We start from the raw sequence: 13,518 nt of genomic DNA, 5'->3' as shown, positions 1-13,518 counted from the left end.
CTTAAATTTAACATATTATTCTACATATGCAAAAAACACAACGCATATAAACTAAAAAAGCACCCCTAAAGGAGTGCTTTCGTATATTAAATAAATAATTGATTAGTTAACTGCACCGCTCAATTCAGCACCTGCTTTGAACTTTACAACGTTCTTAGCGGCAATCTTAATAGTAGCTCCAGTTTGTGGATTTCTACCTTCTCTAGCGCTTCTTTTAGAAACTGACCAAGAACCAAAACCTACCAAGGAAACTCTGTCTCCTTTTTTAAGCGTTCCTTCTACATTTCCCAAGAAAGATTCCAATGCTTTTTTTGCTGCTGCTTTAGTGATGCCAGCATCAGCTGCCATAGCATCGATTAATTCTGTTTTGTTCATAATGGAATTAAATTAATTGTTGTTAATATAATTTTAATGCTGAACAAATTTATATGGATTTGCGTCTCACGCAAGTAAAACCAAGGGAAATAAGGGTTTTTGTTGATAACTTGAAACGTTTGTTGATAAAGTGGGAAAAAAATGACAACATTTCCTAGCCCAATCACAGCAAGGCTTTAGCGAAGATAGGCGTCATTTTCCAGATTTAGGCCATTTAAAACCTCGTTGACCTGCATTCGGCGTTTCCCTGGAAGTTGTAACTCCAAAAGCGAAATATAACCTCCTTTCACCGCTATTTTCAATGATTTTTTCTCTACCAATATTTTTCCAATACTGAGGTTGTGCTCTGCCTGAAGCTTTTCAGTTTTAAAGATTTTCATTTGGTCCTCTTTGCCATCGTTCACCAACATGGTCCAAGCGCCGGGATATGGACTCAATCCCCTAATATGGTTATAAATACTATCCAAGGACGCGTTCCAATCAATACGGCAAGTATCTTTATGGATTTTTGGAGCAGGTTTAAGAGTATTGCTTTCGTTCTGTGGTTGTCGGGTAGCCGTGCCAGCTTCAATCTGTTTGCAGGTTTCCACTACAAGGTCGGCCCCAATCTCCATCAATCGGTCGTGCAAGTCGCCTACACTATCGGTGGGCAATATCTTTTCTGTTTTTTGAAGGACAATGTTTCCGGTGTCTATTTTTTCATCAATAAAAAAAGTGGTGACGCCCGTTTCGGTTTCTCCATTGATTATTGCCCAATTGATGGGTGCCGCACCGCGATACTGGGGCAGGAGCGAAGCATGAAGATTAAAGGTCCCATACTCCGGCATTTGCCAAACAGTTTTGGGCAGCATTCTAAAAGCGACCACTACCTGCAAGTTGGCATCAAGTGCTTTCAATACTTCGAGAAAATCCTCGTCCTTTAAATTTGTGGGCTGCAATACCTTTAAGTTATGCTGTACCGCAAATTGTTTCACTGCCGATTCTTGGACCTTACGGCCACGGCCAGCGGGCCTGTCGGGTGCGGTTATTACACCGACTACGTTAAAATCGGCTTCCAATATATTTTTTAAGGTTCCCACGGCAAAGTCGGGAGTGCCCATAAATACAATGCGAAGTGGATTATTTTTTGATGTACTCATTCTTAAAATTTAGGGAGACACGCTCATCTTCCAGCAGCCGCTCCAACGTTTTTAAAAGTTCTTTTTCCTTTGCTCCAATGGCCTTTTCGAGCTGTCGTGACGTATGGGGGCGAATTTCCAGGAGTTCCATGACCCTTTTCTCCAAATCATGGGGAGAAGCCACTACTTTTTTCTTGGTGCAAATATCGCATGTGCCACACTTTTCCGCAGTCTTTTCTCCAAAATAATTCAATAGGTAAATGCTACGGCACAACTTTTTATTGGAAACATACCCCAACATGGCCGCCATGTTGTTCTGTTTCACTTGATTAAAATCTTTGATTTTCTTGGCGAACAGGTTTATGGTAAGGTCGTCTTCACGAGGTACCAAAAAAGTGATTTCTAGGTCAGATGTATTATTCACATATTCCGCAATCCTATCGTCTGCAAGTTGCTGCAATATCTTTTTTAAACGACCCTCGTTCACATCTGTTTTTCGGGACAACATGTATAGATCGATTTTTGTCTCATATTCCGTAATGCCCCCATATGTGCGAAGAATGGTTTGGATGATGGGGGCCGTTTTCCTGTTTTTATCCAGATAATTGAATATCTCATTTTTGGAAGCTATAAATTGAAGCGTGGTTTTCTCCTTAAAATTCTCAGCAAGCGACAGCACGGAATTCTGATCAAGAATGCGAATGGCATTAAAGGTCATGTTCGGGTTAAACTCGTATCGCTTACAAAACTCATTGAACTTAAAGGACAAAGAATCGGAAACAAGCTCGCCGTAGGATATTTGAAAATAATTGTTGAGCTTGGAATAAACCTGTTTCACGAAAGCCACATCGGGCAGGGTGGATAGAAATTGCTGTTTGGCCTTACCTTCATCTTCGTTGGAAGTGATGATGATTGCTGTTGATGGCTCCCCGTCACGTCCAGCTCTACCGGCTTCTTGGAAATAACTTTCCAAACTGTCGGGTATTTGATAATGAACCACCAACCGAACATCCGGTTTGTCCACTCCCATTCCAAAAGCGTTGGTGGCCACCATCACCCTAACTTTGCCGCTTAACCAAAGGTTAAGTTTTTCTTCTTTATCGGATTTGGGAATCCCACCATGAAAAAATGATGCGGAAATGCTGTTTTTTATCAAAAAGTTGGCCAACGATATGGACATTTTTCTGGAACGCACATACACAATGGAGCTCCCGCCAATTTTCTCCATATACTTTTTGAGTTGGTATAGCTTATCCTCCGAACGTTTTACTTTAAAGTTAATGTTGGAACGGGAAAAGGAATCTTTGAATATGGAGACATCCTTCAACTCCAAATTCTCTACAATGTCTGCTACTACGCTCGGAGTCGCTGTTGCCGTTAGGGCTATAATGGGTGTGCCGGGAACCAGTTCTTTTAAAATGGAGCATTCAAGGTAAGCGGGCCTAAAATCGTTTCCCCATTGCGAAATACAATGGGCCTCGTCAATAGCAATGAGGTTGATGTTCATTTGCTGAATGCGTTCCTGGACGATAGACTGCTGCAAGCGTTCGGGAGATAGATACAAAAATTTATAGTTGCCGTAGACACAATTATCCAAAAGGTCGTTCAAGTCGTTGGGCGAGATACCTCCTGTTAACGCAATGGCCTTAATGCCCCTTTTTTTTAATTGGGATACTTGATCTTGGATTAATGCAACCAACGGTGAGACTACAATGCAAATACCGTCTTTGGCCAGTGCAGGTACCTGATAACAAATAGATTTTCCTCCTCCAGTGGGCATCAATGCGAGAACATCTTGCCCAGAAAGAACGGTGTTGATGATTTGTTTTTGGGATCCCCTGAAATCATCATACCCCCAAAATCGTTTTAAAATGCTTGTGGTATCCTTCTTATCCACTATAAATTTTTAAGTGTCTTCAAAATAAAATCAATCCGATTTGGGACATCATCTTTTGGCACTTCGATGGGGTTATAGCCAAATTGTGTATATGTTTTCATCAAGGAATCATGAATGCTCTCTGCTTCCTCAAAGGTTTCCATCCGTTCATTGTCGGAAACATAGATTTCTCTCCAAGGTGGAACAATAAAAATGGAATCGTATCTGTGATTTTCGCAATGGGAAGTAAAAAAATGATCATACTCCTGTCCAAAAAAATCCATATACGCCAGTACATCGGGGATACCACGGTCAAAAAAACTGATGGGGACATCTATCTGAAGTGACTCCCTGTAATGGGACGTTCTTCCTTCCAACAGATCTTTGTTGAACTGCAACGCATCATCCACAAAAACCAAGGGATTGGAAATATAGTGTTCCGTTTGTCCCTCTTCTTTCGCTTTTGAGGTCATATCACGGATAATTTCATGAAAACAATGATAACCCATGCTTTCCAATCCATTTACGATGGAAGTTTTACCGGTTCCCGGTGCTCCCGTGACAACTATTTTCTTCTTTCCCAAAGACCTTGAATTTATGTTACAAAGTAATGAAATCGACTTAAGGAAAAAAAATTGATGGGTAAGCCATATATTTGTATAAAATTGAGGTATGGATAATAAGGATACAGAAGAGTTTTACGCAAAGCTGAAAGAAAAGTTACAGGAAAGTACCACTTGGCCATCCACATATCTCTATAAATTCATAGTTCCGACGGATGAGCAACGTATTTCGCAGATTCAAGATATTTTTGATAATACCGGTGCCGTAATCGAATCAAAAAAATCTAAAAAAGGAACATATACCAGTTTGTCCATTACTGTAGATCTGGAGGATCCGGATGCAGTAATCCAAAAATATAAAGAAGTTTCGGTTGTTGAAGGGGTTATTTCTTTGTAGACCCTTTATTTGCTATAATTTTATTACTTTGCGAACATTATCGGATTACTTTCCAAGTATCAAATCTCTAAACACATTACTTTGAACGAAATATTTAATTTAGAATACAACACGGAACGTCCACACCTTTTTATCCCGGAGTACGGTCGTCATTTCCAAAAAATGGTAGATCATGCTGTGTCGATTGAAGACCGCGACGAACGTAACAGAGTGGCCAAATCCATTATCAGTGTAATGGGAAATTTACAACCTCACTTTAGGGATGTTCCTGATTTCCAGCATAAACTTTGGGACCAATTGTTTATTATGGCCGATTTTAAATTGGATGTCGATTCCCCGTTTCCGATTACGTCAAAAGAGGTTTTGCAACAACGCCCAGAACCATTGGATTACCCACAGAACCATCCAAAGTACCGTTTTTACGGGAACAACATCAAAAGAATGATAGATGTTGCCGTAAGCTGGGACAAAGGTGATATGCGCTCTGGCTTGGAGTATGCCATTGCCAACCACATGAAAAAGTGCTACTTGGTTTGGAACAAGGACACGGTGGAGGATAGCGTCATCTTTAATCACCTTAAGGAGCTTAGTGATGGACAGATTGATTTGGAAAAAAGCGACGAGAGCCTTACCGAAAGTGGGCAGTTTCTTAAAAATAAACCAAGCAGGTCCAACAATAACAACAATAATAGAGGAAAGAAAGGACAGAGAGGCCGTAAAAAAAGATATTAAACTCCTAAGGAATACATGGGTACATTTCGAATAGAGGGTGGACACCAATTGCACGGTGAAATTACACCCCAAGGGGCAAAGAACGAGGCACTACAGATTCTTTGCGCTGTATTGCTTTCAGAAGAAAAAATTACCATTAATAACATACCCGACATCGTAGATGTCAATAAGTTGATTGCCCTTCTAGAGGATTTGGGAGTAAAAATCCAGAAGAAAGGCAAGGGGTCTTACACGTTTAAGGCAGATGATGTAAACCTGGATTATCTGCAATCCGCCAAATTCAAAGAAGATGGAAGAGGGCTTCGTGGTTCCATTATGTTAGTGGGTCCACTATTGGCAAGATTTGGAAAAGGATATATTCCAAAACCTGGCGGAGATAAAATAGGAAGAAGGCGATTGGATACCCACTTTGAAGGTTTCATTAAACTGGGAGCACAGTTCCGTTACAATAAAGAAGACCATTTTTATGGGGTAGAAGCCGATAAACTAAAGGGAACCTATATGCTTTTGGACGAAGCATCGGTTACTGGAACGGCAAATATTGTAATGGCCGCGGTTTTGGCCAAAGGCACAACTACTATCTACAATGCTGCTTGCGAGCCTTATCTACAGCAATTGTGCAAAATGCTTAACCGCATGGGAGCTAAAATCTCTGGCATCGGTTCCAACTTGTTGACCATTGAAGGTGTGGATGCCTTAGGAGGTACCGAGCATACCATGTTGCCCGATATGATTGAAATTGGCAGCTGGATCGGTCTAGCGGCAATGACCCAAAGTGAACTCACCATTAAGAATGTGAGTTGGGATGATTTAGGAGTGATTCCAAACGTGTTCCGTAAGTTGGGAATAACCGTGGAAAGAAAGGGTGATGACATATTTATCCCAAAGCATGAAGACGGTTACGAGATCCAGAATTTTATTGATGGGTCCATTCTGACCATTGCAGATGCTCCTTGGCCTGGCCTTACCCCAGATTTGTTGAGCATCATTTTGGTTGTGGCAACACAGGCCAAAGGAGAAGTGCTCATCCATCAAAAAATGTTCGAGAGCCGTTTGTTCTTTGTGGATAAGTTAATCGATATGGGAGCAAAAATCATTCTTTGCGACCCACACCGCGCCACGGTCATTGGGCATGATTTCAAATCCACATTAAAGTCCACCACCATGGTATCTCCCGATATTAGGGCAGGGGTTTCCCTTTTGATTGCGGCTTTGTCCGCCAAAGGGACTTCCACTATCCATAATATCGAACAAATAGATCGTGGTTACGAAAACATCGATGAGCGCTTGCGTGCCATCGGGGCCAATATTGTTAGGGTTTAGTAAGGTTATTTATTTCAGTCTATTTAGTTATCAGGATTTTTAATAAAATCCACAATGGCTGTAATCAATCCATCTTTAAGCGGAAGGTCTGGATTTGAATAGGTTTCAATGTTTTTCATTCTGTCCATCTCCGCCTCTTTCAGAATATGGTTCATTCCTTCCAGAATAACTTTTTCTGAGTTTGGATTTGAGGCATGAAGTTTCTCAACATTCTGCATGTCTACCTGTATATCCGTAGTTCCTTGAACAAGCAAAACAGGTTTGTCCAACTTTGCCAGTTCCACTTGTGGATCATATTTGATCCAAGAAATAAGGTAGGGTTGCACACTGGGTCTAAAAAGTGAATAAAGAAATGGTGGAACAGAGTCCACCTTTTTTCCCATTTCCAAATCCTGAAGAATAGGAGCGGATTGTTCCCATACAAATGAGGGTTGTGCCTTCAACTGTCGTTCCAATGGTTTGGCGGCGGGTTCCCCCACACCGGCAACAGATATAAATCGGTCCACCATTGGGTTTTGGGACGCAATCATACCGATTAAAGAGCCCTCACTGTGACCTAAGACCACAATTTCTGAAAAGCCATCATTTTTTTCAAGTAGATCTACCCAATCCTTGGTGTCTTCAATATAGGTTTCAAATTTGAGGTTACTTTCTTCAACACCAGCTTCTGTACTTTTGGCTATTCCTCGTTTATCAAACCTGACCGATGCAATACCATGATTTCCCAATCCTTCCGCAAGCATTTTAAGAGAATTGTTCTTCATCATAGGGTTGTTTCCATTCCTGTCCGTGGGGCCAGACCCTGCTATAATCAATACCACAGGAATTTTATCGGAATGCTTGGGCAAGAGCATGGTTCCTTGAATGTTTCCGGTCTCTGTGGTCATAGTAATCGGGTTTTCCTCTAATTGGGCATTTAATAGACCGGTTATGAATAAAAAGATTAACCCTATTTTGCTTTTTAGGTTCATTAAATCAATGTTGATTATTTTTCGACCAATTTCCCATCAGGATAAAGTGCGAACCGGCCACGGTCTTTATCGTGCACGTTATCAGGATGTGGCCATGGCCATCCACCAAATTGTGTAAGGCGGTATTCCTCCATTACTTTTTGAATTTCTTCTTGTGTGTTCATCACAAAAGGGCCGTATTTGGCAACGGGTTCTCCGATGGGTTTTCCTTGCAGAATCATAAAATGAGCTGTTTCAGAACCTATTTTGATGTTGACATCTTGCGTTTGGTCCAGAACAATTCCAAAATTTGGATTGATTTTTTTGTCATCGATATAAATTTCATCACCTTCATAAAAATAGAGCACACGGTTTACTTCAGAAGAATTTGCCTTTGGCAGCGTATATTCTGAATCCGCATCCACATGAATGTTCCAAACCGCTACTTCGTTTTCGGGATTGGCTGCCCATGAATCCGGTGCGGGGTCAATTGGATTCACATTTTTGTAGCTGCCTGCAACTACTTTTATTTTCGCATTTTCTTCTTCAATAATCGGAATATCCTCGTTCCATAGCATTTTAAAGTGTGGATCCACAAACTTTCCGGCTTTGGGAAGGTTCAACCAGATCTGAAAAAGTTCCAACGTGTTTTCCTCATCATCTTTTAACAATGGAAACATTTCTGAATGTTGTACGCCTCTTCCTGCTGTCATCCATTGTACATCGCCCTTACCAAATCTACCGGCCGCACCAAGGGAATCGGAATGGTCACAAAACCCCTTGTTGACGATGGTAATCGTTTCAAAACCACAATGTGGATGGAAAGGGAACCCAGGAATTGTCTGACCGTGGTACATACGCCATTTGGCATTGGGGTTAAAATCACTACCTAGATTTCGCCCTTTCAGCAAAGATTCATCTGGTCCCATATCTCCGTTTCCTTTTGGAAAACGGTCCAAATGGTACACACTGAACAAAAAAGGGTCAAGGGTTTGCCAAGGGGAGCTTAACGGAAAGGTTTGAATAATAGGATTTTTCATAGCGTAATGTTTAATTTTTCAAGATTAAAAAGCCTGCGAAGGGCAGGCTTTTCAATCAAATTGTAATTTAATTATTTACCAGGGATAGGTGGTGGACCATCTATCATGGCCTCATATTTTACATCACCTTTTCTGGTTTTGTATTCTTCTTTTACTTTTTCTACCAATTTGGGGTCATCAAAAAGGTCCAGCATGGTCATACCCATTGCTTTGGATGCATAGATCATTCCTTTGTGCCCAATGCTCATTCCACCGCAGGCTACTACGGCCCAAGAGTGCCATGGCGTATCTTTTGGAGCCACAGTAACACCGAGATTAATGTTCGGTACATTCCAGCTTACATCGCCCACATCAGTAGAGCCACCACCTGGCAGTTCCTGTGTTTCTTTCAAGGGATGGACTTCCCCGTCCATGCCCACTTGTGGCTTTCCAGTAGCTTCTTGAATGGCTTTACCATAGGTAATCTCTTCTTCGGTGTAAGTGATCGGGCCTAAAAGCTCCAAATTGTTCTGCATGATTTTACCGCCTTCACGGTTGACCAATGTTTCGTAGATACCAGAAATCAAAGAATATTTGTACTCGACATTGGCCATGATGGCAGCACCTTCGGCCATTGCCTTAACACGCTCAAAAGTGGGAAGCATTACATCTCTCTTTGGATCACGAACACGTACCCATAACCTTGAGTAGTCGGGAACCACGTTTACCACTTGTCCGCCATCTTGGATGTGGTAGTGGATGCGGGATGTGGGTTTAATGTGCTCTCTGTAGTAATTGATTCCTGTCGTATATAATTCTAGGGCATCGGAGGCACTACGACCATTCCATGGGTCTGCGGAAGCGTGAGCGGCTTGTCCATAAAATTCTACCATAAAATCAACCAAAGCCAAACCACTCTGTACATCGGCTTCGATTTCAGCTGATGGGTGCCAGCTTACATTAACATCAACATCGTCCCAAAGGCCGGCTTCTACCATCCAAACTTTTCCGAAGAACTTTTCCTCGGCAGGTGTTCCAAAGAACTTTACAGTTCCTTTGATTGTACCCGCTTCAATTTGTTCTTTAATGGCAATGGCCGCTCCTAAACTTGCGGCACCGAACATGTTATGTCCACAGCCATGACCGGGTTCACCTTCGATTCTTGGGTCTTTGGTGGGGACGGTATTTTGTGAAAGGCCTGGAAGTGCATCAAACTCGCCCAAGACACTGATTACGGGAGACCCCGAACCATAAGTCGCTATAAAAGCGGTCGGGATATTGGCCACGCCACGGGTAACAGTCATTCCATTTTCTTCGGCATAATCGGCAAGCAATTCGGCAGAAATGGATTCTTCAAAAGCAGTTTCGGCCAAAGCCCAAATGGAATCGCTGATTTTGATAAGGTTTTCTTTGTGTTTTTCTACGGAAGCAACAACGGCATTTTTGTCCTTGGACATCTTTTGGGCCGCTAGGTTAATCGACACCAATCCCAAAAGGAGTAAGGTTGAAAGTTTCTTCATTTTAAAGGTTTTGAGTTAGTTATGTTCCGTTGATTTGATTTAGTTTTTTTGAGATAAAACAAAATCGTCCCAACAGAGAACTAAAATTAACGAAAAAGCTTCAACTTACCGCTTCTTTATATCTTTTTAAGCATCGCTCACGGGCTGTTTTATGATCAACAATAGGGTCGGGATAATTCATTTCTTGAAGGTCTGGTACCCACTTATTGATGTATTTTTTGTCCTTATCGAATTTCTTTATCTGTGTGGTAGGATTGAATATTCGAAAATAGGGTGCAGCATCCACACCGCTTCCCGCTGCCCATTGCCAGTTGCCCACATTGCTGGCCATTTCATAATCGAGGAGTTTGTCGGCAAAATAGGCTTCGCCCCACCGCCAATCGATTAAAAGATGTTTGCAGAGAAAACTTGCCACCAGCATACGTACCCGATTATGCATATAACCGGTTTTATTCAGCTCGCGCATTCCTGCATCTACCAAAGGATAGCCTGTTTTTCCATTTTTCCATTTTTCGAATTCATCCTCGTTGTTTCGCCATTCAATTCTATCGTATTTGGCTCGGAACGCTTCGTTTACGGTATGTGGAAAGTGCCACAGAATCTGCATAAAAAACTCTCTCCAAATCAGTTCGTTCCAAAAGGTCTCATTCTTTTCATCAATGGCTTTTTTGACCATTTTTCGGATGGAAACCGTTCCAAACCGCAAGTGTGGGCCCAATCGGGAAGTTCCTTTTTCTTTGGCGGGGTAGTCCCGTGTGTCTTCATATTTCTGAATCAAATCGGAAGTGACGGTAAAATCGGGAACTTTTATGGATGACTCCTCAAACCCCATATCTTTCAGCGAAAGTTTTGGTAGATTTTTGGATGGATACAAGTTTTTACCAAGGTCACTCAATGTATCATACTCGACAAGATGAATAGACGGATTAAAATTTTCCTTCCATTTTTTCATGAATGGCGTATACACCACGTAAGGATCTCCATCGTCCTTCACCACTTCATCTTTTTCAAAAATCACTTGGTCCTTGAAAGTCTTGAACTCCACTTTATTTTCTTCCAAAAATGATTTTATCTCACCATCACGTTTTTTGGCATATGGCTCGTAATCATGGTTGGTGTAGACGGCTTCAATCTTATAGTCTTTCAATACTTGCTTGAAGACCTTTTTTGGGGTATCGTAAAACTGGGCAATTCCGCTATCATGGTTGGCACCTAACTGATTATTTAATTTTTGCAGTTGTTCATGGATAAAGGTTACCCTAGCATCATTTTTTGGGAGATTTTCCAGTATTTCGGTATCAAAAATGAATATTGGCAAAACGGGAACATCATCTTGAAGAGCTTGATATAGTCCAACGTTATCATCCAGACGCAAATCACGCCTAAACCAAAAAATATTGATTTTATCCTTCATGAATTCACGTTTAAGCTGGACACTCCACCATCGACCCCAATAACCTGCCCTGTAATCCATGAATTATCGGAACTCAACAAAAAGGTGGCCATATTGGCTATATCCACTGCGTTGCCGACTCTTTTCATGGGGTGTCTTTCGGACATCATCTCTTTTTTCTTATCATTGTTCAGCAGTCGTTCCGATAGGGGAGTGTCCACTAAAGATGGAGCAATAACATTCACTCTAATTTTAGGAGCATATTCCGCCGCCAAGGCTCGGGCAAAACCTTCGATAGCTCCTTTAGCCGCCGATACACTGGTGTGGAAGGGCATTCCTGTCGCCACGGCCACAGTACTGAAAAAAACCATGCTAGAACCTTCGTTCATTCTATTGATGATGGATTTGACCGTTCTGGCCAAAGCAATGAAATTAATTTCCATATCATTTTGAATGGTGTCGATTCCCATTGTTTTAAAAGGTTTCAGGTTGATGCTTCCGGGACAGTACACAAAACCGTCCAGTGTTTCAGGAATGGCTTTATCGCTAATGTCCTCATTTAGGGCATCAAAAGGGATGTGGGTGGCGTCAATGTTTGAAAGGTGTTCGTTACTTCTACTGGCAATGAATACTTCATTCTCTTTGGAAAGCATTTTTGCCATTTCCAAACCTATGCCATAAGAGCCACCGATCAATAATATATTCTTTTTCATGTTATACTTTTCTGATGCTTAAATAATTCTCCTTTCCATCCACTTGGCCAAATAAATCGGCAAGTTTTTGCTCCCGAAATTCAAAAATCTTTTGCAGTTGTTTCTTTACCAACAAGGGGTGAGTGAGTTGCCCCAAAAAACCAAAGGGTAATTTGTAATCAATGATGTCTTCCATTTCCACACCTTCGGGAACTTCTTTTAAAAAATGTTTGTGGTGCCAAAGGGAGTAGGGGCCAAAACGCTGCTCGTCAACAAAATATTCGCCATCTTTAACATGGGTTATCTCAGTTACCCATTTTGTGGAAACAAAAGGAAACGGTTTTACTATATATTGAATAACTTGACCTTGGAACATGGGTCTATCCGCTCCGGCCAAAATATGGAAACCCATGTGTTGTGGAGTTATTACTGCCAGGTTTTTTGGGTCAGATAAAAAGTCCCAAGCCCTCTTTTTGCTTATGGGAAATACTTGCTTAGATTTCAATTGATACAGTTGCATCCTAACGATTTTACACAAAGATAGCAGTAAAATGTTCAATAAAAATAATAAATAGTTAAACAAAATTAAAATGAAAGCAATTATTGCTTATTTTTGTTTTAAGATTTAATTAACAAATAGGGCATCGCTTTATCTTAATTTTGATCTGCTGAACATTTAATATATACAACAACTATGAAAAAATTTACACTCTTATTGTTTGCGGTGTCCATGTGTTTTTCGCTACAGGCACAAATACAGACACCAGCGCCCAGTCCGGCTTCAACTTTGGAGCAAAAAGTGGGATTGACCGATGTTACCGTTAAATATTCCCGTCCCGCAATGAAGGGAAGAAAGATATTTGGCGATTTGGTTCCTTTTGGAGCTATTTGGAGAACTGGCGCCAATGAAAACACTACAATTTCCTTTAGTGACGATGTTATTGTGGAGGGAAAGGAATTGAAAGCAGGCACCTATGCCATTTATACAAGGCCGGATGAGGCTGTTTGGGAAGTTTTCTTTTATACTGCAACTGACAATTGGGGGACTCCGCAGGAATGGGATGCCTCCAAAGTTGCTGCTACAGTAAAAGTTGAAACATTTGACATTCCAATGCCCATTGAAACTTTCACCATTACTTTTGATGACCTTCACAATAATGGAGGAACTCTTGGCATCATGTGGGAGAACATCTATGTAGGGGTAAAATTTGTTGTTCCAACTGTGGACAAGGCGATTAAAAGCATCGAGGCGACAATGGCGAAGAAAGAGGACCTGACCGCCAATGATTATTTTGCCGCAGGTTCCTATTATTTTGCCGAGGGCATGAACATGGAACAGGCTAAAGAATGGGTTGATAAGGCTGTTGAGATGGGTGATGGCAAAGCATTTTGGATGATGCGCACACAATCGTTGATCTATGCTAAAATGGGCGATAAAAAGGCTGCTATCGAAGCTGCTAAAAAATCCATGGCTGCTGCTCAGGCCGCTGGCAACCAAGATTATGTAAAAATGAACAAGGACTCTTTAAAGGAGTGGGCCGAAATGTAAATAGGTCTTAT

Annotated in this window: 14 protein-coding genes; 4 read left to right on the top strand and 10 right to left on the bottom strand. The window is 41.4% G+C overall.

The features are described 5' to 3' along the window. Positions 1 to 102: 102 nt before the first annotated feature. From K1F36_RS01845 to K1F36_RS01830, 4 genes are all read right to left on the bottom strand, one after another. Positions 103 to 375 (bottom strand): HU family DNA-binding protein, encoded by a 273-nt coding sequence (locus K1F36_RS01845; RefSeq protein WP_014034238.1) that lies wholly within the window; start codon positions 373 to 375, stop codon positions 103 to 105. 176 nt (positions 376 to 551) lie between these two features. Further along, positions 552 to 1,514: a methionyl-tRNA formyltransferase gene (gene fmt, locus K1F36_RS01840; protein ID WP_220112264.1), complete on the bottom strand. Its 963-nt coding sequence runs from the start codon at positions 1,512 to 1,514 to the stop codon at positions 552 to 554. Further along, positions 1,495 to 3,390: a RecQ family ATP-dependent DNA helicase gene (locus tag K1F36_RS01835; protein ID WP_220112263.1), complete on the bottom strand. Its 1,896-nt coding sequence runs from the start codon at positions 3,388 to 3,390 to the stop codon at positions 1,495 to 1,497. Before K1F36_RS01835 ends, fmt begins: the two co-directional genes overlap by 20 nt. After that, on the bottom strand, positions 3,390 to 3,953 hold the full coding sequence (locus K1F36_RS01830) for an AAA family ATPase (protein WP_220112262.1): 564 nt from the start codon (positions 3,951 to 3,953) through the stop codon (positions 3,390 to 3,392). Before K1F36_RS01830 ends, K1F36_RS01835 begins: the two co-directional genes overlap by 1 nt. An 88-nt stretch (positions 3,954 to 4,041) precedes the next feature. On the opposite strand from K1F36_RS01830, the gene K1F36_RS01825 reads away from it, so the two are divergent. From K1F36_RS01825 to murA, 3 genes are all read left to right on the top strand, one after another. Next, on the top strand, positions 4,042 to 4,329 hold the full coding sequence (locus tag K1F36_RS01825; RefSeq protein WP_207031839.1) for a DUF493 family protein: 288 nt from the start codon (positions 4,042 to 4,044) through the stop codon (positions 4,327 to 4,329). An 81-nt stretch (positions 4,330 to 4,410) separates the two neighbouring features. Further along, positions 4,411 to 5,061, top strand: a complete 651-nt coding sequence (locus K1F36_RS01820; RefSeq protein ID WP_220112261.1) for a DUF4290 domain-containing protein — start codon at positions 4,411 to 4,413, stop codon at positions 5,059 to 5,061. Positions 5,062 to 5,076: 15 nt separating this feature from the next. Further along, entirely contained in the window at positions 5,077 to 6,384 is a 1,308-nt protein-coding gene (gene murA, locus K1F36_RS01815; RefSeq protein WP_220112260.1) for a UDP-N-acetylglucosamine 1-carboxyvinyltransferase, read from the top strand. A 23-nt stretch (positions 6,385 to 6,407) separates the two neighbouring features. Here murA and K1F36_RS01810 read toward each other — a convergent pair whose 3' ends face one another. The 6 genes from K1F36_RS01810 to K1F36_RS01785 all read right to left on the bottom strand — a co-directional run bounded on the left by K1F36_RS01810 (position 6,408) and on the right by K1F36_RS01785 (position 12,478). Continuing rightward, on the bottom strand, positions 6,408 to 7,271 hold the full coding sequence (locus K1F36_RS01810; RefSeq protein ID WP_258538896.1) for an alpha/beta hydrolase: 864 nt from the start codon (positions 7,269 to 7,271) through the stop codon (positions 6,408 to 6,410). Positions 7,272 to 7,369: 98 nt separating this feature from the next. Further along, on the bottom strand, positions 7,370 to 8,374 hold the full coding sequence (locus K1F36_RS01805) for a pirin family protein (RefSeq protein WP_220112258.1): 1,005 nt from the start codon (positions 8,372 to 8,374) through the stop codon (positions 7,370 to 7,372). Between the two features lie 71 nt (positions 8,375 to 8,445). Then, positions 8,446 to 9,873 (bottom strand): amidohydrolase, encoded by a 1,428-nt coding sequence (locus K1F36_RS01800; RefSeq protein ID WP_220112257.1) that lies wholly within the window; start codon positions 9,871 to 9,873, stop codon positions 8,446 to 8,448. A 100-nt stretch (positions 9,874 to 9,973) separates the two neighbouring features. After that, positions 9,974 to 11,287: a cryptochrome/photolyase family protein gene (locus K1F36_RS01795; RefSeq protein WP_220112256.1), complete on the bottom strand. Its 1,314-nt coding sequence runs from the start codon at positions 11,285 to 11,287 to the stop codon at positions 9,974 to 9,976. Further along, the gene (locus K1F36_RS01790) at positions 11,284 to 11,979 is read right to left on the bottom strand and encodes an SDR family NAD(P)-dependent oxidoreductase (protein ID WP_220112255.1); all 696 of its coding nucleotides are present in this window, start codon (positions 11,977 to 11,979) and stop codon (positions 11,284 to 11,286) included. The genes K1F36_RS01795 and K1F36_RS01790 overlap by 4 nt, the downstream gene beginning before the upstream one ends. 1 nt (position 11,980) lies before the next feature. Further along, a complete protein-coding gene (locus K1F36_RS01785) occupies positions 11,981 to 12,478 on the bottom strand; it encodes an SRPBCC family protein (RefSeq protein ID WP_220112254.1) in 498 nt (165 codons plus the stop codon). 174 nt (positions 12,479 to 12,652) lie between these two features. Here K1F36_RS01785 and K1F36_RS01780 point away from each other — a divergent pair, with 174 nt between their 5' ends. Next, positions 12,653 to 13,507, top strand: a complete 855-nt coding sequence (locus K1F36_RS01780) for a DUF2911 domain-containing protein (protein ID WP_220112253.1) — start codon at positions 12,653 to 12,655, stop codon at positions 13,505 to 13,507. Positions 13,508 to 13,518: the final 11 nt, after the last annotated feature.

The organism is Flagellimonas abyssi (assembly GCF_019457905.1).
Taxonomy (GTDB): Bacteria; Bacteroidota; Bacteroidia; order Flavobacteriales; family Flavobacteriaceae; genus Flagellimonas; species Flagellimonas abyssi.
This window is presented reverse-complemented; position numbering and strand designations above follow the sequence as displayed.

Excerpts from the sequence above, each read along its gene's own strand:
- K1F36_RS01805 (WP_220112258.1), bottom strand. The coding sequence starts at position 8,374 with ATGAAAAATCCTATTATTCAAACCTTTCCGTTAAGCTCCCCTTGGCAA.
- K1F36_RS01810 (WP_258538896.1), bottom strand. The coding sequence starts at position 7,271 with ATGACCACAGAGACCGGAAACATTCAAGGAACCATGCTCTTGCCCAAG.
- K1F36_RS01795 (WP_220112256.1), bottom strand. The coding sequence starts at position 11,287 with ATGAAGGATAAAATCAATATTTTTTGGTTTAGGCGTGATTTGCGTCTG.
- murA (WP_220112260.1), top strand. The coding sequence starts at position 5,077 with ATGGGTACATTTCGAATAGAGGGTGGACACCAATTGCACGGTGAAATT.
- K1F36_RS01845 (WP_014034238.1), bottom strand. The coding sequence starts at position 375 with ATGAACAAAACAGAATTAATCGATGCTATGGCAGCTGATGCTGGCATC.
- K1F36_RS01825 (WP_207031839.1), top strand. The coding sequence starts at position 4,042 with ATGGATAATAAGGATACAGAAGAGTTTTACGCAAAGCTGAAAGAAAAG.
- K1F36_RS01800 (WP_220112257.1), bottom strand. The coding sequence starts at position 9,873 with ATGAAGAAACTTTCAACCTTACTCCTTTTGGGATTGGTGTCGATTAAC.
- K1F36_RS01780 (WP_220112253.1), top strand. The coding sequence starts at position 12,653 with ATGAAAAAATTTACACTCTTATTGTTTGCGGTGTCCATGTGTTTTTCG.
- fmt (WP_220112264.1), bottom strand. The coding sequence starts at position 1,514 with ATGAGTACATCAAAAAATAATCCACTTCGCATTGTATTTATGGGCACT.
- K1F36_RS01785 (WP_220112254.1), bottom strand. The coding sequence starts at position 12,478 with ATGCAACTGTATCAATTGAAATCTAAGCAAGTATTTCCCATAAGCAAA.
- K1F36_RS01790 (WP_220112255.1), bottom strand. The coding sequence starts at position 11,979 with ATGAAAAAGAATATATTATTGATCGGTGGCTCTTATGGCATAGGTTTG.